Here is a 20,949-nt window from a genome sequence, read left to right as displayed (position 1 = left end):
TGGATGTCGTGACTCACTCCTCCCCGATGACGTCCGACGCGGCCGTTGGCGCCGCGCCCGTCGCGCCTCCTGAATCTCGTCCCGTCAACCCGTGGTTGAAGCGGCTGTTCTGGCTCAACCTGGTCGTCGAGATCGGCATCGTCGTGACGGGGGGGCTCGTGCGTCTCACTGGTTCGGGGCTCGGGTGCCCGACATGGCCGCAGTGCGTTCCCGGCTCGTACACGCCGGTGCCGGAGCAGGAACAGTCCTGGCACAAGTACATCGAGTTCGGCAACCGGACGCTGACGGGCGTCGTCGGTATCGTCGCCATCGCGCTGTGCCTGGGCATCTTCTTCTGGGCTCGCACGCGTCATCGCCTGCTCCTGCCCGCCGGGTGCGTCGTCCTCGGCATCGTGCTGCAGGCCGTCGTCGGTGGCATCACGGTTCACATGGATCTCAACCCGTTCATCGTGGCCTTGCACTTCATGCTGTCGATGCTGCTCGTCACGGCGTCCGCGTGGCTCGTGTGGCGGGGCCGCGAGGGCGACGGGCCGAAGCGACCGCTCGTGCCGACGCCCGTCGCCGTCGTCGCGAAGATCGCCGCCGTTCTCGCGTTCGTCGTTCTCGTGCTCGGCACGATGGTGACCGGTTCCGGTCCGCACAGCGGCGATGCCGACGAGCCCGCCCGCACCGGGTGGGACGCGCGGAGCGTCGCGTGGCTGCACGCCGACACCGTCATGCTGTTCTGCGGGCTCGTCGTCGCCGTCCTGCTCTCGCTGTTCGTCCTGCGCAGCCCTGCCACCACGCGACGCACCTGGATCGGCCTGCTCGTCATCACTCTGCTGCAGGGCGTGCTCGGCTACGTCCAGTACTTCACGGGCGTGCCGTGGGTGCCGGTGCTGCTCCACATGCTCGGCGCGTGCCTGCTCGTCACGTGGATGACCTGGGCCCTCTGCTCCCTGCGCGAACGCCCCTGAGACGCCTGCTCCGCCGACTTCCCCTCCACCACGACCCGTCAATCATCGCTGGCGGCGGCGATCGTCGGACCTGACCGGGTGCCGTGAATGTGGACGAAAATCGCAGGGGTGGCCGAGAAGTGCGAATGTGGACGGAATCGCGAACGTGGACATGAATCGCGAGTGTGTCCACCGGACGACGAAGCGGGCCTCACCAGATGGTGGGGCCCGCTTCGTCAGTGAGTCGATGCGTTTCGGTGACTCGGTGTGATCAGCGGATGACCGCGTAGTACCAGATCGGGTCGAGGGCGACGCCGATGAACAGCAGCGTCAGGTAGCTGATCGAGTAGTGGAACAGGCGCATCGGCTTGAGCACCGAGTACGGGGCGCCTTCCTTCGCGCGCTTGAGCAGCATGTGCGCCTCGAGCAGGAACACGGCGCCGGAGACCACGGCGATGACGGCGTAGATCCATCCCATGGGCGCGATCGGGATGAGCGCGAGCGACGTCAGCACCGTCACCCACGAGTAGGCGACGATCTGCTTGCCGACGGTCACGTCCTCGGCGATGACGGGCAGCATGGGGACGCCGGCGTTCGCGTAGTCGTCCTTGAACCGCATCGACAGCGGCCAGTAGTGCGGCGGCGTCCAGAAGAAGACGACGAGGAAAAGCACGAGCGCCGACCACGACACCGAGTTCGTGACGGCGGACCAGCCGATGAGCACCGGCATGCATCCGGCGACGCCGCCCCACACGATGTTCTGCGACGTGCGGCGCTTCAGCAGGATCGTGTAGAAGCCCACGTACAGCACGATGGCGCCGAGCGAGAGCCATGCGCTCAGCCAGTTGACGAGCAGCCCCAGCCACAGTGTCGCGGCGACGCCGAGCACGAGGCCGAAGATCAGCGCGGCCCGCGGCGTGATCGCCCCCGTGACGAGCGGTCGCCCCTCGGTGCGGTGCATGAGCTTGTCGATGTCGCGGTCGAGGTAGCAGTTGAGCACGTTCGCCGAGGACGCCGACAGCGTGCCGCCGACCAGCGTCGCGACGATGAGCCATGCCTCCGGTACGCCGCGCTCGGCGAGAAACATCACCGGGAACGTCGTGACGAGCAGCAACTCGATGATGCGCGGCTTCGTCAGCGCGATGTAGTCGCCGATCTTCGCCTTGAGCGAGCGGTCACCGACGGGGCCTGTGGCCTCGCGGTTCGGCACGGTCGTGTCCTGTTCGAGCGCTGTCACGGTGTCCTTCATCGGTGCGATCGGGGCAGACGGACGAGGGTCCGTCTCAGGCCAGTCTACTCAGGGTGACTCGCGACCTCGACGAGGACTAGGCTCGCTTCGAGTTCGATTCCGACACGAAGGAGCCAGACCCGTGACCACGGATCAGTCCACCCCCGAGCGTTCCGACGCACTCGCCCTGCCGAAGGCTGACAAGGCCGGCTGGAGCGACATCGACGTCCGGGCCGTCGACACGGCCCGCCTGCTGGCCGCCGACGCTGTCCAGAAGGTCGGCAACGGCCACCCTGGCACCGCGATGAGCCTGGCACCCGTCGCCTACCTCATCTACCAGAACCTCATGACGTACGACCCCACCGACACCGAGTGGATCGGCCGCGACCGTTTCGTCCTGTCCTGCGGTCACTCCTCGCTCACGCAGTATGTCCAGCTCTACCTGTCCGGTTCGGGCCTCGAGCTCGACGACCTGAAGGCGCTTCGCACGTGGGGTTCGAAGACCCCCGGCCACCCCGAGGTGCACCACACCAAGGGCGTCGACATCACGACGGGCCCGCTCGGATCGGGCCTCGCCTCCGCCGTCGGCATGGCGATGGCGCAGCGCCGTCAGAAGGGCCTGTACGACCCGAAGACGCCGGCCGGCGAGTCGCCGTTCGACCACCACGTCTACGTCATCGCCTCCGACGGCGACATCATGGAGGGTGTGACGGCCGAGGCCAGCTCCCTCGCCGGTCACCAGCAGCTCGGCAACCTGACCCTCGTCTATGACGAGAACTACATCTCGATCGAGGACGACACGAACGTCTCCTTCTCCGAGGACGTCGCCAAGCGCTACGAGTCGTACGGCTGGGACGTGCGCGTCGTCGACTGGCGCGCCTCCGCGAAGGACGGCGGCAAGTACACCGAGGACGTCGACGCGCTGTTCGAGGCGATCGAAGAGGGCAAGAAGGTCATGGACAAGCCGTCCATCGTCATCCTGCGCACGATCATCGCCTACCCCGCGCCGACGAAGCAGAACACGGGCAAGGCCCACGGTTCCGCGCTCGGTGAGGACGAGATCAAGGCGACGAAGGAGCTGCTCGGCTTCGACCCGGAGCAGACCTTCGAGGTCGACGACGCCGTCATCGCGCACACCCGCAAGGCGATCCAGCGCGGACAGGCCGCTCACGCCGAGTGGACGAAGAAGTTCGACGCGTGGAAGTCGGCCAACCCCGAGGCGGCGAAGCTGCTCGAGCGCGTCCAGGCCAAGAAGCTGGCCGTGAACTTCGACGAGGCCCTCCCGGTCTTCGAGGCCGACGTCAAGGGCATCGCCTCGCGCGCCGCGTCCGGCAAGGTGCTCAACGCACTCGCCGACGTCGTGCCGGAGCTGTGGGGCGGTAGCGCCGACCTCGCCGGCTCGAACAACACGACGATGGACAACCAGCCGTCGTTCATTCCCGAGGAGCGTTCGACGAGCACGTGGAAGGGCAACCCGTACGGCCGTACGCTGCACTTCGGCATCCGCGAGAACGCCATGGGCATGATCCTCAACGGCATCGAGCTCGAGGGCCTGACGCGCGCCTACGGCGGCACGTTCCTCGTGTTCTCCGACTACATGCGCCCCGCGGTGCGCCTCGCCGCCATCCAGCAGATCCCGTCGACGTTCGTGTGGACGCACGACTCGATCGGTGTCGGCGAGGACGGCCCGACGCACCAGCCGATCGAGCACCTGAGCGCGCTGCGCGCCATCCCGAACCTCAACGTCGTGCGCCCCGGTGACGCGAACGAGACGGCTCAGGCGTGGAAGAAGATCCTCGAGACGACGGATGCCCCGACCGGCCTCATCCTGAGCCGTCAGGAGCTGCCGACGCTCGACCGCTCCGAGTTCGCGTCCGCCGAGGGCACCACGAAGGGCGGCTACGTTCTCGCCGACAGCGAGGGCGAGCCGAACGTCATCCTCATCGCCACGGGGTCGGAGCTGTCGCTCGCCGTCGAGGCGCGGAAGGAACTCGCGGCCAAGGGTGTTGCCACCCGTGTGGTCTCCATGCCGTGCCGCGAGTGGTTCGACGCACAGGACGACTCCTACAAGGAGAGCGTGCTGCCGAAGAACATCAAGGCGCGCGTCGCCGTGGAAGCAGGCCACCCGATGAGCTGGTACGACATCGTCGGCACGGACGGTCGTGTCGTCGGCATCGACCACTTCGGCGCCTCGGCCGACGCCAAGACGCTTTTCACCGAGTTCGGTTTCACGCCCGCGAAGGTCGTCGAGGCCGCCGAAGCATCCATCGCAGCTGTCGAAGGAAAGTGATTCATCCATGACTCAGAACGCCAACACCCAGGCCCTGTCCGACGCGGGCGTCTCCATCTGGCTCGACGACCTCAACCGTCCGATGGTCACCGGTGACGAGCTGTCGAAGCTCGTCGAGACGAACAACGTCGTCGGTGTCACCTCGAACCCGACGATCTTCGCGACGGCCCTGTCCGACGGCTCCGCCTACAACGAGCAGGTCGCCGAGCTGGCAGCAGCCGGCCAGGGCGTCGACGAGGCCGTCTTCGCGATCACGACGAAGGACGTCATGGCCGCGTGCGACATCCTGCGCCCCGTCTACGACGCGACGAACGGTGAGGACGGGCGCGTCTCCATCGAGGTCGACCCGCGCATGGCGCGCGACACCGAGGGCACCGTCACCATGGCGAAGCAGCTGTGGGAGACGATCGGGCGCGAGAACTGCATGATCAAGATCCCGGCGACGGTCGAGGGTCTGCCCGCGATCAGCGCCGTGCTCGCCGAGGGCATCAGCGTCAACGTCACGCTGATCTTCTCCCTCGACCGCTACCGCGGCGTCATGAACGCCTTCCTCACCGGCCTCGAACAGGCCCGTGAGAACGGCAAGGACCTGTCGAAGATCCGCTCCGTCGCCTCCTTCTTCGTCAGCCGCGTCGACACCGAGTTCGACGCGCGTCTCGACGCCGTCGGCACCGACGAGGCGAAGGCCCTCAAGTCGAAGGCCGGCATCGCCAACGCGCGCCTCGCCTACCAGGCGTTCGAGGAGGTCTTCTCGACGCCGCGCTGGCAGACCCTCGCCGACGACGGCGCGCACGTGCAGCGTCCCCTGTGGGCCTCGACGGGCGTCAAGGACCCGAGCCTGCCGGACACGCTGTACGTGACCGAGCTCGCCGCGCCGAACACGGTCAACACGATGCCGCCGAAGACGCTCGCCGCGCTCGCCGACCACGGCACGGTCGAGGGCGACCGCATCTCCGGCACCTACGACGAGGCGAAGGCGACGATGGACGCCCTCGAGCACGCCGGCGTCTCCTACGCCGACGTCGTCGACAAGCTCGAGACCGAGGGCCTCGACAAGTTCGAGAAGTCCTGGGAAGAGCTGCTCGGCTCCGTCCGTTCCGAACTCGAGAAGGCAGGCGAGAACAAGTGACCTCCTCCGGTGTCAGCCTCGGCACCGTGGGTGCCGGGGCGGCAGCGATCGACGCTGCCGTCCCGGCGCTCGTCGCCGAGAAGTTCGCGAGCCGACTCTTCGCGCAGGATCCCACGCTGTGGGGTTCCGACGCCGAGTCCGAAGCCGCGAAACGACTGTCCTGGGTGGGCCTCGCCCGCTCATCCCGTCCTCTCGTCGGTGAGATCGACGCGCTGCGCGAGAAGTTCACCTCCCAGGGCCTGACTCGCGTCGTCCTGTGCGGCATGGGCGGTTCGTCGCTCGCGCCGGAGGTCATCTGCGCGACCGCGGGTGTTCCGCTCGTCGTGCTCGACTCCTCCCAGCCCGACATGGTGCGCACCGCCCTCGCCGAGGACCTCGAGCACACCCTCGTCGTCGTCTCGTCGAAGTCGGGCTCGACGGTCGAGACCGACAGCCAGCGTCGCGTGTATGAGCAGGCGTTCGAGGACGCGGGCATCGACCCGACCGAGCGCATCGTCATCGTCACCGACCCGGGTTCGCCGCTCGACGAGAGCTCGCGTGCCGGCGGCTTCACCGTCGTCAACGCCGACCCGAACGTCGGCGGGCGCTACTCGGCTCTCACCGCCTTCGGTCTCGTCCCCTCCGGCCTCGCCGGCGCGGACGTCGAGGCCCTGCTCGACGAGGCCGAGTCCGTCACGGACCTGCTCGCCGAGGACGACGGGGCCAACCCGGGCCTACAGCTGGGCGCCGTGCTCGGGGGCACCTCTCCCCTGCGCGACAAGGTGATCCTCGCCGACGCCGGGACGCAGATCCCGGGCTTCGGTGACTGGATCGAGCAGCTCATCGCCGAGTCGACGGGCAAGGACGGCAAGGGCCTGCTGCCCGTCGTCGTCGGGCGTGACGAGCCCTCGAGCCTCGCCGCGGACGAGAACCTGGTCCTGCTCACGGCCGAGGACGACGAGCGCACCCCTGAGGGCGACTCCGTCACGACCGTCTCGGGTTCGCTGGGCGCGCAGATGCTGCTGTGGGAGGTCGCGACGGCCGTCGCCGGCCGCCTCATCGGCATCAACCCGTTCGACCAGCCGGACGTCGAGTCGGCGAAGGCCGCGGCGCGCGAACTGCTCGACGCGGGCATGGGCGCCGCTGATGCTCCTGCGTTCGTCGACGGCGCCGTTGAGGTTCGCACGGCGGGCCCCGACTTCCTCGCGGGCGCCGACACGCTCGATGCGGCGCTCCAGGCGCTCGTCGCACAGCTGACGCCGACGGGTTACCTCGCCGTCATGGCCTACCTCGACCGTCTCGCCGACACCGAGCTGGCCGCGACGCGCGCGCCGCTGCAGAGTGCGCTGGAACGACCCGTCACCTTCGGGTGGGGCCCGCGCTTCCTGCACTCGACCGGCCAGTACCACAAGGGCGGCCCGGCGAACGGTGTGTACCTGCAGATCACGACCGTCCCCGGCGAGGATCTCGCCGTGCCCGGGCGCGACTTCACCTTCGGGCAGTTCTGCGATGCGCAGGCCGGTGGTGACGCCTCCGTCCTCGCCGACCACGGCCGGCCCGTCCTGCGGCTGCACCTCGCCGACCACGACGCGGGCCTGAAGCAGGTCGTCGCGGCCCTGACGAAGATGTCCGGAGGCGAGGCTCGGTGACGCCGCCGACGGAGATCTCCAAGGGCCACAACCCCCTGCGTTCCAAGGAGGACAAGCGCCTGCCCCGCATCGCCGGGCCCTGCAGCGTCGTGCTCTTCGGCGTCACGGGTGACCTCGCCCGCAAGAAGCTCATGCCGGCCATCTACGACCTGTTCCACCGTGGTCTGCTGCCACCCGGTTTCTCCCTCGTCGGCTTCGCCCGACGTGACTGGGAGGACCAGGACTTCATGCAGATCGTCAAGGAGTCGGTCAAGGAGCGTGCGCGCACGGGCTACGACGAGGAGGTCTGGACCAACCTCGCCGACGGCATCCGTTTCGTCCAGGGCACCTTCGACGACGCCTCCGCCTTCGAGAACCTGGCGAAGACGCTCAAGGAACTCGAGGACAGCCGCGGCACCGAGGGCAACACGGCCTTCTACCTGTCGATCCCCCCGGGATCGTTCGCGCAGGTCTGCGAGCAGCTCGAGACGGCCGGCCTGACGAAGCCGAGCGAGACGAAGCCGGACGCGTGGCGCCGCGTCGTCATCGAGAAGCCCTTCGGGCACGACCTCGAGAGCGCGCGCGAGCTCAACGCGATCGTCGAGAGCGTCTTCCCGCCCGACTCGATCTTCCGGATCGATCACTACCTCGGCAAGGAGACGGTGCAGAACATCCTGGCGTTCCGTTTCGCCAACCAGATGTTCGAGCCGATCTGGAACAACAACCACGTCGACCACGTGCAGATCACCATGGCCGAGGACATCGGCATCGGTGGCCGCGCGGGCTACTACGACGGCATCGGGGCGGCGCGCGACGTCATCCAGAACCACTTGCTCCAGCTGCTCGCCATCACGGCGATGGAGCAGCCGCTGACCTTCGACGCGAAGGATCTGCGCACGGAGAAGGAGAAGGTGCTCGCCGCGGTGAAGCTGCCGCAGGATCTCGCGGCCTCGACGGCTCGCGGGCAGTACGCCGAGGGCTGGCAGGGCGCGGAGAAGGTGCCCGGCTTCTTGCAGGAGGAGGGCATCAAGCCCGACTCGCAGACCGAGACGTACGCCGCCGTCAAGCTCGGCATCAACACGCGGCGTTGGGCGGGTGTGCCGTTCTACCTGCGCACCGGCAAGCGACTCGGCAAGCGCGTCACCGAGATCGCCGTCGTATTCAAGAACGCGGTGACCCCGTTCGACGAGAACCAGACCGAGGAGCTCGGCCGCAACGCCATCGTCATCCGGGTGCAGCCCGACGAGGGCGTCACGATGCGGTTCGGTTCCAAGATTCCGGGCTCGAACGGCTTCGAGGTGCGCGACGTGACGATGGACTTCGGCTACGGCTCGGCGTTCACCGACTCGAGCCCGGAGGCGTACGAACGTCTCATCCTCGACGTGCTGCTCGGCGATCCGCCGTTGTTCCCGCGGCACGAAGAGGTCGAGTTGTCGTGGAAGATCCTCGACCCGATCGAGAACTTCTGGGCCTCGCTGGATGCGCAGCCCGATCAGTACGAGTCGGGCACGTGGGGGCCGCAGAGCTCTGACGACATGATGGCCCGCGACGGACGCCACTGGAGGATGCCGTGATCGTCAACCTGGACAAGACGTCGACGACGGAGATCTCCAAGAAGCTCGTCCAACTGCGCAACGAGGTCGGCTCGATGACGATCGGGCGTGTCATGACGCTCGTCGCCGTCTGCCGCGGTGAGGACGTCGAGGAGTCGCTGCACGTCGCGGCGGAGGCCACGCGTCTGCACCCGAGTCGCATCATCGCGCTCGTCGCCGACCCGGATGCCGCCGACGCGTGGCTCGACGCCGAGATCCGTCTCGGCGGCGACGCCGGTGCATCCGAGATCATCGTGCTGCGTCTGCACGGTGACCTCGCGCAGCACGGCGCGTCGGCCCTGACGCCACTACTGCTCGCCGACTCCCCCGTCGTCGCGTGGTGGCCGATGGAGGCCGACGAGAACATCGGTGAGACCCCGATCGGTCGGATGGCGCAGCGTCGCATCACCGACGCGTCGCTGTCGGCCGACCCGCGCAGCGAGATCCTGCGCCGCGCGATGCACTACACCGCCGGCGACACGGACATGGCGTGGGCCCGGACGACGCGCTGGCGCGGCCTGCTCGCGGGGGCACTCGACGTGCCGCCGTACGAGCCGGTCACGAAGGTCATCGTCACCGGAGCGAGCGACTCGGCCTCCACCGACCTGCTCGGCGGCTGGCTCGGCGTCGAACTCGGCTGCCCGGTCGAGCGTCGACTCGGTGAACCCGGTCTGGGCCTCATCAGCGTCGAGCTGGAGCGTGCTTCCGGCCCGATCCTGCTGACGCGTCACGGTGAGCAGGCGATCCTGAGCCAGCCCGGCCAGCCGGACCGTCAGATGGCGCTGCAGCGCCCGGACGCGGTCGCATCCCTCGCCGAGGAGCTGCGGCGCCTCGACAAGGACGAGGTCTACCGTGACGCCCTCGTGCGCGGCCTGCCGAAGCTCGCCGCCGAGGACGACGCGTGAGCGCTGCGAACGTCGAACGACGCGTGGCGGCGACGAAGGCTGATCTGGCCGACGCGATCGCCGAACGCCTGCGGGAGGTCATCGCCGACGCGGTGGCCTCCCGGGGCGTCGCCCACGTCGTCCTGACGGGCGGGTCGATGGGTGAGGCGAGTGCGCGAGCTCTCGCCTCCCTCGACGACATCGACTGGGCGCACGTGCACCTGTGGTGGGGCGACGAACGGTTCCTGCCCGCGGGGGACGCCGAGCGCAACGAGACGCAGGCTCGGGTGGTGCTCATCGACGTCGTCGGCGTGCCCGCGGCGAACGTGCACGCCATGGCGGCGTCGGACGGCCCGGACGGTGACGACCTCGACGCGGCCGTTGCGCGTTACCGCGACGAGCTGGCCACGGTGGCGCCACGGTTCGACGTCGTCATGCTCGGGATGGGTCCGGACACGCACGTGGCGTCCCTGTTTCCCGGGCACGCGACGACACGCGTCGACGACACGAGCGTCGTGGCGGAGAACGACTCCCCCAAGCCGCCGCCGCAGCGCATCAGCCTCACCTTCCCTGCGCTCAACGCGGCGCGCGAGGTGTGGCTCATGATCGCAGGGGCCGACAAGGCAGACGCGGTGCGCGCCGCGTCGACTTCGACGGATCGAACCGCTCACCCGGCCTCCGGCGTACACGGACGCGAACGCACGATCTGGTGGCTCGACGAGGCGGCAGCCGGGCCCGGCGCCTGAAGCACCCATCCAACGCGACGAAGCTCGTCACCTCCCGCTGGAGATGACGAGCTTCGTCGCGTCGGCGCTCATGGGCGCCGATGGAATCCGTCAGTTGAAGCGTTCGACGAGCCCCAAGCCGATGATGGCGAGGATCCAGATCGTCGCAGCGCCGACGGTGATGCGGTTGAGGTTGCGCTCAGCGCGCGAGGATCCGCCGAGGTTGGCGCCGGAGCCACCGCCGAACATGTCGGACAGACCGCCGCCGCTGCCCTTGTGCATGAGGATCAACAGCACGAGAAACAGGCTGCTCAGCACGAGCAGGCCCTGCAGCAGGATCTTGACAATGTCCACGAAGAAATCTCACCTCACGACGGGGCGGGCGTGAGCCCGCGCGAAATCAGCCCCCAGCGTACCGCGTGCCCGAGCCTCAGGCGTTCTGGTAGGTGCAGATGCCGATGAAGTCGTCAGCGACGAGCGACGCGCCGCCGACGAGGGCACCGTCCACGTCGTCCCCGGCCATGATCTCCGCGACGTTGCCCGGCTTCACCGAGCCGCCGTAGAGAACGCGGACCTTGTTCGCGAGTTCCTGGTCGAACGCGTCGGCGAGGGCGACGCGGACGGCGGCGCACACCTCCTGAGCGTCGGCGGGCGTCGCGACCTCGCCGGTGCCGATGGCCCACACGGGCTCGTAGGCGACGACGAGCGTCGACGCCTGCTCGGGCGTGAGACCGGCGACGGCGGCGCGCACCTGGGCGACGCAGTGCTCGACGTGCTCGCCCGCCTGACGGACCTCGAGCGGCTCACCGACGCACAGGATCGGCGTGAGGCCGTGACGGTACGCGGCCTCGACCTTCGCGCGGACGATCTCGTCCGTCTCACCGTGGTACTGACGGCGCTCGCTGTGACCGACGCACGCGTAGGTGCAGCCGAGCTTCGCGAGGAATGCGCCCGAGATCTCACCGGTGTACGCGCCCTCGTCATGCTGCGACAGATCCTGTGCGCCGTAGACGAGCTTGAGCTTGTCGCCGTCGACGAGCGTCTGCACCGAACGCAGATCGGTGAACGGCGGCAGGATGGCGACCTCGACGGCCCCGAAGTCGTGGCGCTTGTCCTCCAGGCCCCACGCGAGCTTCTGCACGAGGTGAGTGCCCGCGAGGTGGTCGAGGTTCATCTTCCAGTTGCCCGCCATGAGCGGCGTGCGCGTGTTCTTCGTCGAAGCCATGCCGGCTTCCCCTTTCACGTTGATCGGATACCGCGAACCCCGCCCCCGCCGAAGCGACGGAGGCGGGGCTCGCAGCTGTGGAGGTCAGATCAGCCGAGCACGGAGATCCCCGGCAGTTCCTTGCCCTCGAGGTATTCGAGGCTCGCCCCACCACCGGTGGAGATGTGCCCGAACTGATCGTCGGAGAAGCCGAGCTGACGCACGGCGGCGGCCGAGTCGCCACCACCGACGACGGTGAGGGCACCGTTCTCGGTGGCCTCGACGAGCGCCTGCGCGACAGCCTTCGTCCCGGCGGCGAACGGCTCCATCTCGAACGCGCCCATCGGGCCGTTCCAGAACACCGTCTTGCAGTCCGTCAGCTTGCTCGCGTACAGCTTCGCCGACTCCGGGCCGATGTCGAGACCCATCTGGTCGGCCGGGATCGCGTCGATCGAGACGACCTCGTGGCCCTTGTCGGCCGCGAACTCCGGCGCGACGACGACGTCGCTCGGCAGCACGATCTCGACGCCCAGCTCCTTGGCCTTCGCGATGTAGCCCTTGACCGTCTCGATCTGCTCGGTGTCGAGCAGGCTCTTGCCGACCTCGTGCCCCTCGGCCGCGAGGAAGGTGAACACCATCCCGCCGCCGATGAGCAGCCGATCCGCGGTCTGCATGAGGTTCTCGATGACGGCCAGCTTGTCGGCGACCTTCGCGCCACCGAGGACCACGGCGTACGGACGCTTCGGGTTCTCGGTGAGCTGCTTCAGCACCTCGACCTCGGTCTTGACGAGCCCACCCATCGCCGACGGCAGCAGCTGCGCCACGTCGTAGACGGACGCCTGCTTGCGGTGCACCACACCGAAGCCGTCGGAGACGAACACGTCCGCCAGTGACGCGAGCTGCTCGGCGAACTTCTTGCGCTCGGCCTCGTCCTTGCTCGTCTCGCCAACGTTGAAGCGCAGGTTCTCGAGCAGGGCGACGTCGCCGTCACCGAGGGATTCGACCGTGGAACGCGCCGAGTCGCCGACCGTGTCGGTGGCGAACGCCACGTCCTGACCGAGCAGTTCCGACAGGCGCCCGACGACGGGCTGCAGCGAGTACTTCGCCTCCGGCTCGCCCTTGGGGCGGCCCAGGTGCGCGACGACGACGACGCGAGCGCCGGCCTTCGTCAGCTCCTGGATCGTCGGGACCGATGCGCGGATGCGGCCGTCGTCGGTGATCGTCGAACCGTCGAGCGGGACGTTGAGGTCGCTGCGCAGCAACACTGTCTTGCCGCGCAGATCACCCAGATCGCTGATGGACTTCACGCCTGACCCCGATCAGAGGGAGGAGCCGACGAGCGTGGTCAGGTCGACGAGGCGGTTGGAGTAACCCCACTCGTTGTCGTACCAGCCGACGACCTTGACCTGGTTGCCGATGACCTTCGTCAGACCGGAGTCGAAGATGCAGGAGGCCGGGTCAGTGACGATGTCCGTCGAGACCAGCGGGTCCTCGGTGTACTGCAGGTAACCCTTGAGCGGGCCCTCGCTCGCGGCCTTCTTGACGATCTCGTTGACCTCTTCGACGGTCGTCTCGCGCGGAGCCTCGAACGTCAGGTCGGTCGCCGAGCCTGTGGGGGTCGGCACACGCAGCGCGTAACCGTCGAGCTTGCCCTTGAGCTCCGGCAGCACCAGCGCGACGGCCTTGGCGGCACCCGTCGAGGTCGGAACGATGTTGATCGCGGCGGCGCGGGCGCGACGCGGGTCGCTGTGCGGCGCGTCGTGCAGACGCTGGTCACCCGTGTAGGCGTGGATCGTCGTCATGAGGCCACGCTCGATGCCGAGGCCGTCGTTGAGAGCCTTGGCCATCGGGGCGAGGCAGTTCGTCGTGCACGAGGCGTTCGAGATGATCGTGTGCTTCGACGCGTCGTACTGGTCGTCGTTGACGCCCATGACGATCGTGATGTCCTCGTTCTTCGCCGGGGCGGAGATGATGACCTTCTTCGCGCCACCGGTGAGGTGCGCCTTGGCCTTCTCGGCGTCCGTGAAGAAACCGGTGGACTCGATGACGACGTCGGCGCCGACCGAGGCCCAGTCGAGCTTCGCCGGATCCTTCTCGGCGAACGCGGCGATCTTCTTGCCGTCGACCGTGAGGGAGTCCTCGTCGTAGGAGACCTCGCCGTCGAAACGGCCGAGGATCGAGTCGTACTTGAGGAGGTTGGCGAGCGTCTTGTTGTCGGTGAGGTCGTTCACCGCCACGATCTCGACGTCTGCGCCCGAGGCCTTCACGGCCCGAAAGAAGTTGCGGCCGATGCGGCCAAAGCCATTGATACCAACGCGGACGGTCACTTGAGGACCCTGCCCTTCCCTAGGAATCGAGTGCTCACGCGCCCAGAAAGGCGCGAGGTCTTTCAACACCTCCACCCTATGACACGCAGGCGGGCCGCGGGGCACCGCGGGGCAGGTTACCGGTCAGTCAGGCCGCTGACCGGGGCGCGGCAGGGTCAGTCGTCCTCGAGCATGTCGGGCGTGAGGTTCGCGTCGGTGCCGGGGATGCCCTGATCGGCGGCGCGCTTGTCGGCCATCGCGAGCAGCCGGCGGATGCGTCCGGCGACGGCGTCCTTCGTCATCGGTGGGTCGGCCAGGGCGCCGAGCTCCTCGAGGCTCGCCTCCTTGTGCTCGATGCGCAACTCACCGGCCTGACGAAGATGATCGGGCACGTCCTCGCCGAGGATCTCCATCGCCCGCGCGACGCGGCTGCCCGCGGCGACGGCAGCGCGCGCCGAACGGCGCAGGTTGGCGTCGTCGAAGTTCGCGAGACGGTTCGCGGTGGCCCTCACCTCACGGCGCATGCGGCGTTCCTCCCACACGAGGCGCGCGTCCTCGGCGCCCATGTGGGTGAGCATCGCGCCGATCGCCTCGCCGTCACGGATGACGACGCGGTCGACGCCGCGCACCTCACGCGCCTTTGCGGGCACACCCAGCCGGCGCGCCGCGCCGACGAGGGCGAGGGCGACTTCGGAACCGGGACAGGTGATCTCCAGCGACGACGAACGGCCCGGCTCGGTGAGCGAACCGTGGGCGATGAACGCGCCGCGCCACGCGGCGGCGGCGTCGTCGAGGGTGCCGTTGACGATCTTCGGCGGCAGCCCGCGCACCGGGCGGCCCTTCGCATCGACGAGGCCGGTCTGCACGGCGAGCTCGGGCTTGGCGACGCGCACGAGATACGTCGTCTGACGACGGATGCCGCCGGCACTCATGACGGCGAGCTCGCTCGTGTGACCGTAGAGCTGCGTGATGTTCGTACGCAGACGACGCGCGGCGACGCCGGTGTCGAGCTCCGCCTCGACGACGACCCGCCCGGCGACGAGGTGCAGCCCGCCGGCGAAGCGCAGCATGGCCGCGACCTCGGACTTGCGGGTCTGCTGCGGCGTCACCACCACCCGGGCCAGCTCGTCCTTGACCGCTGCCGTCATCGCCATGTCGTCGTGCACCTTCCTCGTCGATCGCCCTGCGGGACGAAGGATCTATTGTGCCGAACGCGTGGCACCCGGCCCAAACGGGTGGTCACGCGCGACGCCGCGCCTGGGCGCGGGCGGCCGATTCCATGACGTCGCGGTACGCCGTCGCGAGGCGCAGGGTGTCGTGGACGCCGGCGCTCTCCTGGTCGGCGACCGGCTTGTAGACGACGCTCGCGCCCAACGCGGCCGCCGACGACTCGAGCGCCTCGCGGGCACGGGCGTCATCACCGACGACGCCCGGGTCGGCGAGGATCGCGTCGAGGTGAAGGGCCGGAGCATGGGCCGCGAGCACCTCGAGGTGATCGCTGGCCGAGAAACCGGAGGTCTCGCCCGTGTCCATCTGGACGTTGAGCGTCAGCATCCGCTTCGCCTTCGTCTGCACGAGCGCGTCGAGCAGGTCGGGCACGAGCAGGTGCGGCATGACGGAGGTGAACCACGAGCCCGGCCCGAGGATGACCCAGTCGGCGTCGAGCACCGCGTCGATCGCCTCGCGGCACGGCTGCGGCGGGTCGGGGAACAGGCGCAGGTTGAGCACGGTGCCCGGCGTCTGCGCGACCGCGACCTGGCCGGAGACCTCGCGCACCCCGTCCGGATCTGCGGGGTCGGCGCCGCGGACTTTGGCGTCGATGCGCAACGGCTGCAACGACATGGGCAGGACGCGCCCGCGCGCGCTGAGCAGGCGCCCGACCATGTCGAGACCCTGGATCGGGTCTCCCAGCGAATCCCACAGCCCCGCGATGAGCAGGTTGCCGAGGGCGTGCCCGCCGAGCGGGCCCTCGCCCGGGAAGCGATGCTGCAGCGCATCACGCCAGGCGATGCCCCACTGCGAGTTGTCGCACAAAGCGGCCAGCGCCATGCGCAGGTCGCCGGGCGGGAGGATGTCGTACTCCTCGCGCAGGCGCCCCGAAGAGCCCCCGTCGTCGGCGACGGTGACGATGGCGGTGATCTTGTCCGTCACGAGACGCAGGGCCTCCAGCGAGGCGAACAGGCCATGCCCCCCACCGAGGGCCGCGACCGCGGGGCGCTTCACTCCCGCCCCAGATCACGGTGGACGACGAGGGTCCCGAGCTGATCGGAGGCGAGGCGCTTCGCCAGTTCCTCGGCCATCGCGACACTGCGGTGCTTGCCGCCGGTGCAGCCGACGGCGAGCGTGACGTAGCTGCGCCCCTCGCGCAGGTAGCCCTGCGTCATCGGTTCGAGCAGCGCGAGGACGCCGTCGAGGAACTCACGGGCGCCCAGCTGACCGAGGACGAAATCACGCACGACCTCGTCCTTTCCGCTGAACGGGCGCAGCTCCGGGTTCCAGAACGGGTTCGGCAAGAAACGCATGTCGAAGACGAGGTCGGCGTCGAGCGGGATGCCGTACTTGAACCCGAAGCTCATGACGGCGACGCGCAACGCCGGCCCGCCCGTGTCGCCGACGAGCTCGTGCACCTTCGCCGACAGTTGGTGGACGTTGAGACCGCTCGTGTCGATGAGGATGTCGGCGTTCGAGCGCAGGTCGCGCAAGATCTCACGTTCGCGGATGATGCCGTCGAGCATGCGCCCCTCGCCCTGCAACGGGTGCGGTCGGCGCACCGACTCGAACCGGCGCACGAGCGCCTCGTCGGTCGCGTCCATGAACACGACCGACGGGCGCCAGCCGTCGTCACGCAGACGTTCGAGGCCCGCGCGGAAGTCGGTGAAGAACGCGCGGCTGCGGACGTCGACGACGGCGGCGAGGCGCGGGACGTCCTCCGCGCTCGCGTCGACGAGCCCGGCGAGGTCGGGCAGCAGCTGAGGCGGCAGGTTGTCGACGACGTACCAGCCCTGATCCTCGAGCACGTTCGCGGCCGTCGAGCGGCCGGCGCCGCTCATGCCGGTGACGATCATCAACTCCGCGCGCGGTGGGTGTGACATGGCTGCCTCTCGCTCGTTCATTCGACGACCTCTCCGGTCATCACGTTAACCGCTGGCTCGCCCTGCTCCTGCCGGAGCGAACGCACGATGGTCTCGGCGAGCGTCGGACCGATGCCCTTGACCTCGCACAGCGCGTCGGCGTCCGCCGCGCGGATGCGCTTGAGCGAGCCGAAGTGCGCGAGCAGCGCCTTCTGCTTGGCAGGGCCGAGCCCGGCGATGCCGTCGAGCGCGGACGTCGTCATCGACTTCGAGCGCCGCTCGCGATGGAAGGTGATCGCGAAGCGATGCGCCTCGTCGCGCACGCGCTGCAGCAGGTACAAGGCCTCGCTCGTGCGCGGCAGGATGACGGGGTAGTCGTCGTCGACGAGCCACACCTCCTCGAGACGCTTCGCGAGCCCGACGACGGGGATGTCGTCGAACCCGACGTCGGCGAGGGCCCGCGCGGCGGCGTCGACCTGCGGGCGTCCGCCGTCGACGACGAGCAACTGCGGACGGTAGGCGAAGCGCTTGATGCGGCCGTTCTCGTCACGCAGGGAGGGGCCTGCGGTCGCCGCGTCCGCCGGGATCTCGCCGGTCGTCGCGGGCGCGAGGTCGGCGCTCTCCTTCGCGAGCCGGGCGAAACGCCGCGTCAGCACCTCGTGCATCGCGGCGACGTCGTCGTTGCGCAGCGTGCCATCCTCGCCCTCGATGCCGTTGACGATGAAGCGGCGGTACTCCGACTTGCGGGGCAGACCGTCCTCGAACACGACCATCGAACCGACGACGTTCGTGCCCTGCACGTGCGAGATGTCGAAGCACTCGATGCGCAGCGGCGCCTCGGGCAGCCCGAGGTTCTCCTGCAACTCCTCGAGGGCCTGCGAGCGGGCCGTCAGGTCGGACGCGCGGCTCACCTTGTGGCGCGCGAGCGCGTGCTCGGCGTTCTTCGCGACCGTCGCGGCGAGCTCGCGCTTGTCGCCGCGCTGCGGCACGCGGACGTCGACGTTGCTGCCGCGGCGTTCGCGCAGCCACGAGCTGACCGTCTCGACATCGGGCGGCAGCGACGGCACGAGCACCTCGCGCGGGACGTCGTCGCGCCCCTGAAGGTCGCCGTAGACCTCGAGCAGCATGGCCTCGACGAGGTCGGCGGTGTTGACGCCGGCGTCGCTGCCCTTGTCGGTGACCCAGCCGCGCTGACCCCGGATGCGGCCGCCGCGCACGTGGAAGACCTGGACGGCTGCCTCGAGGTCGTCCTCGGCGACGCCGAAGACGTCGGCATCCGTCGCGTCGTCGAACACGACGGCCGACTTCTGCAGCACTTTCTCCAGGGCACCGAGGTCGTCGCGCAAGCGCGCCGCTTGTTCGAAGTCGAGGTCGGCGGCGGCAGCCTTCATGCGTCGCTCGATCTCCCGGGTGAAGCGCGCGGAATCGCCGGCCATGAAATCGCAGAAATCCTGGGCGATCTCACGGTGCTCGGCCTTGGTGACCTTGCCGACGCAGGGCGCGCTGCACTTGTCGATGTACCCGAGCAGACACGGGCGACCCGACGCCTCGGCGCGTCGGTAGACCCCGTTGCTGCACGTGCGCATCGGGAACACGCGCATGAGTTGATCGAGCGTGTCGCGGATCGCCCACGCGTGCGTGAACGGGCCGAAGTAGCGAGTGCCGGGACGCTTGCGCCCGCGCATCACCTGCGCGCGCGGCACCGCGTCGGACATCGTCACCGCGAGGTAGGGGTAGGACTTGTCGTCGCGGTACTTGACGTTGAAGCGCGGGTCGAACTCCTTGATCCAGGCGTACTCGAGCTGCAACGCCTCGACCTCGGTGCGCACGATCGTCCACTCCACCGAGGCGGCCGTCGTCACCATCGTCCGCGTGCGCGGGTGCAGCAGCCGCAGATCCTGGAAGTAGTTGCTCAGGCGCGAGCGCAGGTTCTTCGCCTTGCCGACATAGATGACGCGCCCGTCGCGGTCGCGGAAGCGGTAGACGCCGGGTTCGGTCGGGATGTCGCCCGTCTTGGGGCGGTAGGTGCGGGGGTCTGCCATCAGCCGGTCACGTGCAGCTGGCTGCCCTTGACCTCGACCTTCTTCTCGGCGAGCGGCTTGTCCGCGGGGCCGGCGAGCACGGCGCCCGTCATCGGGTCGAAGCGGCTGCCGTGGCAGGGGCAGACGATCGCCTTGTCGGTGACCTCGCCGACCTGGCAGCCCTGGTGCGGGCACACGGACGTGAACGCCTTGAAGGTGCCCTTCGTCGGCTGAGTGACGACGATGGAGTTGCCGCGGTCGACGAAGCCGCTGCCGACGCTCACCTTGCTCGCGTCGATCGTGGCGTCGACGGACTTCGTCGAGGCCTCGTCGTCGCCCCCGCCGCACGCGGCGAGCATGCCGGTGCCGGCCACGGCGATCGTCGCGGTCATCGCGCTGCGGCGGGTGAACTGTGCCTGGAGGTCGCTCATCATGCCTTCTTCCGGGTCGTCTTCTTCGCCGCACTCGGCGCGGCGCTCGTGTTCTTTGCGGTCGTCTTGCCGGCCGCGGTCTGCTTGCTCGCCGTCTTCTTCGCGGCGGTCTTCTTCATCGCCGCGCGCGGGTCGATGACGGGCTTCTGCGCCACGATCGTCGGCGTCACGCCCGCGGCTTCGAGCAGCGGACGCAGGAAGCGACCCGTGTGGCTCGCCTCGACCTGCGCGATCTGCTCTGGCGTGCCCTCGGCGACGACCTCACCGCCGCGGAAACCACCCTCGGGGCCCATGTCGATGACCCAGTCGGCGCTCTTGATGACGTCGAGGTTGTGCTCGATGACGACGACCGTGTTGCCCTTGTCGACGAGGCCCTGGATGACCTCGAGCAGCTTGCGGATGTCCTCGAAGTGCAGACCGGTCGTCGGCTCGTCGAGGACGTAGATCGTGCGGCCGGACGAGCGCTTCTGCAGCTCCGCGGCTAGCTTGACGCGCTGCGCCTCACCACCCGACAGCGTCGGCGCCGGCTGGCCGAGACGGACGTAGCCGAGACCGACGTCGACGAGCGTGCGCATGTGACGCGCGATCGCGGGCACCGCTTCGAAGAACTCAGCGGCCTCCTCGATCGGCATGTCGAGCACCTCGGCGATCGACTTGCCCTTGAAGTGCACCTCGAGCGTCTCGCGGTTGTAGCGCGCCCCGTGGCACACCTCGCACGGCACGTACACGTCGGGCAGGAAGTTCATCTCGATCTTCAGCGTGCCGTCACCCGAACATGCCTCGCAGCGTCCGCCCTTGACGTTGAAGGAGAAGCGCCCCGGCTGGTAGCCGCGGATCTTCGCCTCCTGTGTCTCTGCGAAGAGCTTGCGGATGGCGTCGAACACGCCCGTGTAGGTGGCCGGGTTGCTCCGCGGCGTGCGCCCGATGGGGCTCTGGTCGACGTGGACGACCTTGTCGAGCAGTTCGGTGCCGGTGACGCGCTTGTGGCGCCCGGCGACCTGGCGGGCGCCGTTGAGGTCGTTCGCGAGCGTCGTGTAGAGGATGTCGTTGACGAGCGTCGATTTGCCCGACCCCGACACGCCGGAGACGACGACGAGGTTGCCCAGCGGGAACGCGACGTCGATGTCCTTGAGCGTGTGCTCACGCGCTCCCTCGACGACGAGGCGGCGACCGTCCTGACCGCGACGCGTCTGCGGCACCGGGATGGACAATCGGCCGCTGAGGTAACCGCCGGTGACGGACTTCTTCTCCGCGAGCAAGCCCTTGACCGGGCCGGAGTAGACGACCTCTCCCCCGTGCTCGCCGGCACCGGGCCCGATGTCGACGATCCAGTCGGCCGTCGCGATCGTGTCCTCGTCGTGCTCGACGACGATGAGCGTGTTGCCGAGGTCGCGCAGGCGCGTCAGCGTCTCGATGAGGCGGTGGTTGTCACGTTGGTGAAGACCGATCGACGGCTCGTCGAGGACGTAGAGCACGCCGACGAGACCTGAGCCGATCTGCGTCGCGAGGCGGATGCGCTGCGCCTC

At 68.9% G+C, this 20,949-nt stretch carries 18 protein-coding genes; 7 read left to right on the top strand and 11 right to left on the bottom strand.

Annotation, left to right across the window (positions count from 1 at the left end; genetic code table 11):
• The first annotated feature begins 8 nt into the window (after positions 1-8).
• Entirely contained in the window at positions 9-956 is a 948-nt protein-coding gene (locus tag B2284_RS12385; protein WP_286697584.1) for a COX15/CtaA family protein, read from the top strand.
• 250 nt (positions 957-1,206) lie between these two features.
• Here B2284_RS12385 and B2284_RS12380 read toward each other — a convergent pair whose 3' ends face one another.
• On the bottom strand, positions 1,207-2,184 hold the full coding sequence (locus tag B2284_RS12380) for a heme o synthase (protein ID WP_074045298.1): 978 nt from the start codon (positions 2,182-2,184) through the stop codon (positions 1,207-1,209).
• 121 nt (positions 2,185-2,305) lie between these two features.
• On the opposite strand from B2284_RS12380, the gene tkt reads away from it, so the two are divergent.
• The 6 genes from tkt to pgl are packed head-to-tail and all read left to right on the top strand — an operon-like array spanning position 2,306 to position 10,411.
• Positions 2,306-4,453: a transketolase gene (gene tkt, locus B2284_RS12375; RefSeq protein WP_286697583.1), complete on the top strand. Its 2,148-nt coding sequence runs from the start codon at positions 2,306-2,308 to the stop codon at positions 4,451-4,453.
• Positions 4,454-4,460: 7 nt separating this feature from the next.
• Positions 4,461-5,582: a transaldolase gene (gene tal / locus B2284_RS12370; protein ID WP_074039352.1), complete on the top strand. Its 1,122-nt coding sequence runs from the start codon at positions 4,461-4,463 to the stop codon at positions 5,580-5,582.
• Positions 5,579-7,210: a glucose-6-phosphate isomerase gene (locus tag B2284_RS12365; protein WP_131941065.1), complete on the top strand. Its 1,632-nt coding sequence runs from the start codon at positions 5,579-5,581 to the stop codon at positions 7,208-7,210. Before tal ends, B2284_RS12365 begins: the two co-directional genes overlap by 4 nt.
• Positions 7,207-8,763 carry a glucose-6-phosphate dehydrogenase gene (zwf, locus tag B2284_RS12360; protein WP_200829289.1) on the top strand — a complete coding sequence of 519 codons (1,557 nt, stop codon included), beginning with the start codon at positions 7,207-7,209 and terminating at the stop codon, positions 8,761-8,763. Before B2284_RS12365 ends, zwf begins: the two co-directional genes overlap by 4 nt.
• Entirely contained in the window at positions 8,760-9,686 is a 927-nt protein-coding gene (locus B2284_RS12355) for a glucose-6-phosphate dehydrogenase assembly protein OpcA (RefSeq protein WP_006945474.1), read from the top strand. The genes zwf and B2284_RS12355 overlap by 4 nt, the downstream gene beginning before the upstream one ends.
• Positions 9,683-10,411 carry a 6-phosphogluconolactonase gene (pgl, locus tag B2284_RS12350; protein WP_006945379.1) on the top strand — a complete coding sequence of 243 codons (729 nt, stop codon included), beginning with the start codon at positions 9,683-9,685 and terminating at the stop codon, positions 10,409-10,411. Before B2284_RS12355 ends, pgl begins: the two co-directional genes overlap by 4 nt.
• 90 nt (positions 10,412-10,501) lie before the next feature.
• On the opposite strand, the gene secG is transcribed toward pgl, so the two are convergent.
• The 10 genes from secG to uvrA all read right to left on the bottom strand — a co-directional run.
• The gene (secG, locus tag B2284_RS12345) at positions 10,502-10,744 is read right to left on the bottom strand and encodes a preprotein translocase subunit SecG (RefSeq protein ID WP_006945467.1); all 243 of its coding nucleotides are present in this window, start codon (positions 10,742-10,744) and stop codon (positions 10,502-10,504) included.
• Between the two features lie 76 nt (positions 10,745-10,820).
• The gene (gene tpiA, locus B2284_RS12340) at positions 10,821-11,615 is read right to left on the bottom strand and encodes a triose-phosphate isomerase (protein WP_006945363.1); all 795 of its coding nucleotides are present in this window, start codon (positions 11,613-11,615) and stop codon (positions 10,821-10,823) included.
• 89 nt (positions 11,616-11,704) lie between these two features.
• Positions 11,705-12,901: a phosphoglycerate kinase gene (locus B2284_RS12335; RefSeq protein ID WP_006945461.1), complete on the bottom strand. Its 1,197-nt coding sequence runs from the start codon at positions 12,899-12,901 to the stop codon at positions 11,705-11,707.
• A 12-nt stretch (positions 12,902-12,913) separates the two neighbouring features.
• Positions 12,914-13,921, bottom strand: a complete 1,008-nt coding sequence (gene gap / locus B2284_RS12330) for a type I glyceraldehyde-3-phosphate dehydrogenase (protein WP_040014658.1) — start codon at positions 13,919-13,921, stop codon at positions 12,914-12,916.
• Positions 13,922-14,076: 155 nt separating this feature from the next.
• Entirely contained in the window at positions 14,077-15,054 is a 978-nt protein-coding gene (gene whiA, locus B2284_RS12325) for a DNA-binding protein WhiA (RefSeq protein WP_038570925.1), read from the bottom strand.
• A gap of 85 nt (positions 15,055-15,139) precedes the next feature.
• Entirely contained in the window at positions 15,140-16,123 is a 984-nt protein-coding gene (locus B2284_RS12320) for a gluconeogenesis factor YvcK family protein (protein WP_006945440.1), read from the bottom strand.
• On the bottom strand, positions 16,120-16,992 hold the full coding sequence (rapZ, locus tag B2284_RS12315) for an RNase adapter RapZ (protein ID WP_040014671.1): 873 nt from the start codon (positions 16,990-16,992) through the stop codon (positions 16,120-16,122). Before rapZ ends, B2284_RS12320 begins: the two co-directional genes overlap by 4 nt.
• A 17-nt stretch (positions 16,993-17,009) precedes the next feature.
• A complete protein-coding gene (uvrC, locus tag B2284_RS12310; protein WP_006945374.1) occupies positions 17,010-19,013 on the bottom strand; it encodes an excinuclease ABC subunit UvrC in 2,004 nt (667 codons plus the stop codon).
• Positions 19,013-19,423, bottom strand: coding sequence for a Rieske (2Fe-2S) protein (locus tag B2284_RS12305; RefSeq protein WP_040014672.1), 411 nt, complete (start codon positions 19,421-19,423; stop codon positions 19,013-19,015). Before B2284_RS12305 ends, uvrC begins: the two co-directional genes overlap by 1 nt.
• The coding region (uvrA, locus tag B2284_RS12300; RefSeq protein WP_286697582.1) for an excinuclease ABC subunit UvrA at positions 19,423-20,949 on the bottom strand (1,527 nt) is incomplete at its 5' end. The genes uvrA and B2284_RS12305, both read right to left, overlap by 1 nt.

It is taken from the genome of Dermacoccus sp. UBA1591 (assembly GCF_002322065.1).
Taxonomy (GTDB): domain Bacteria; phylum Actinomycetota; class Actinomycetes; order Actinomycetales; family Dermatophilaceae; genus Dermacoccus; species Dermacoccus nishinomiyaensis.
The sequence above is the reverse complement of the archived record's forward strand: the minus strand, read 5'-3'. Positions and strand labels throughout refer to the sequence as shown.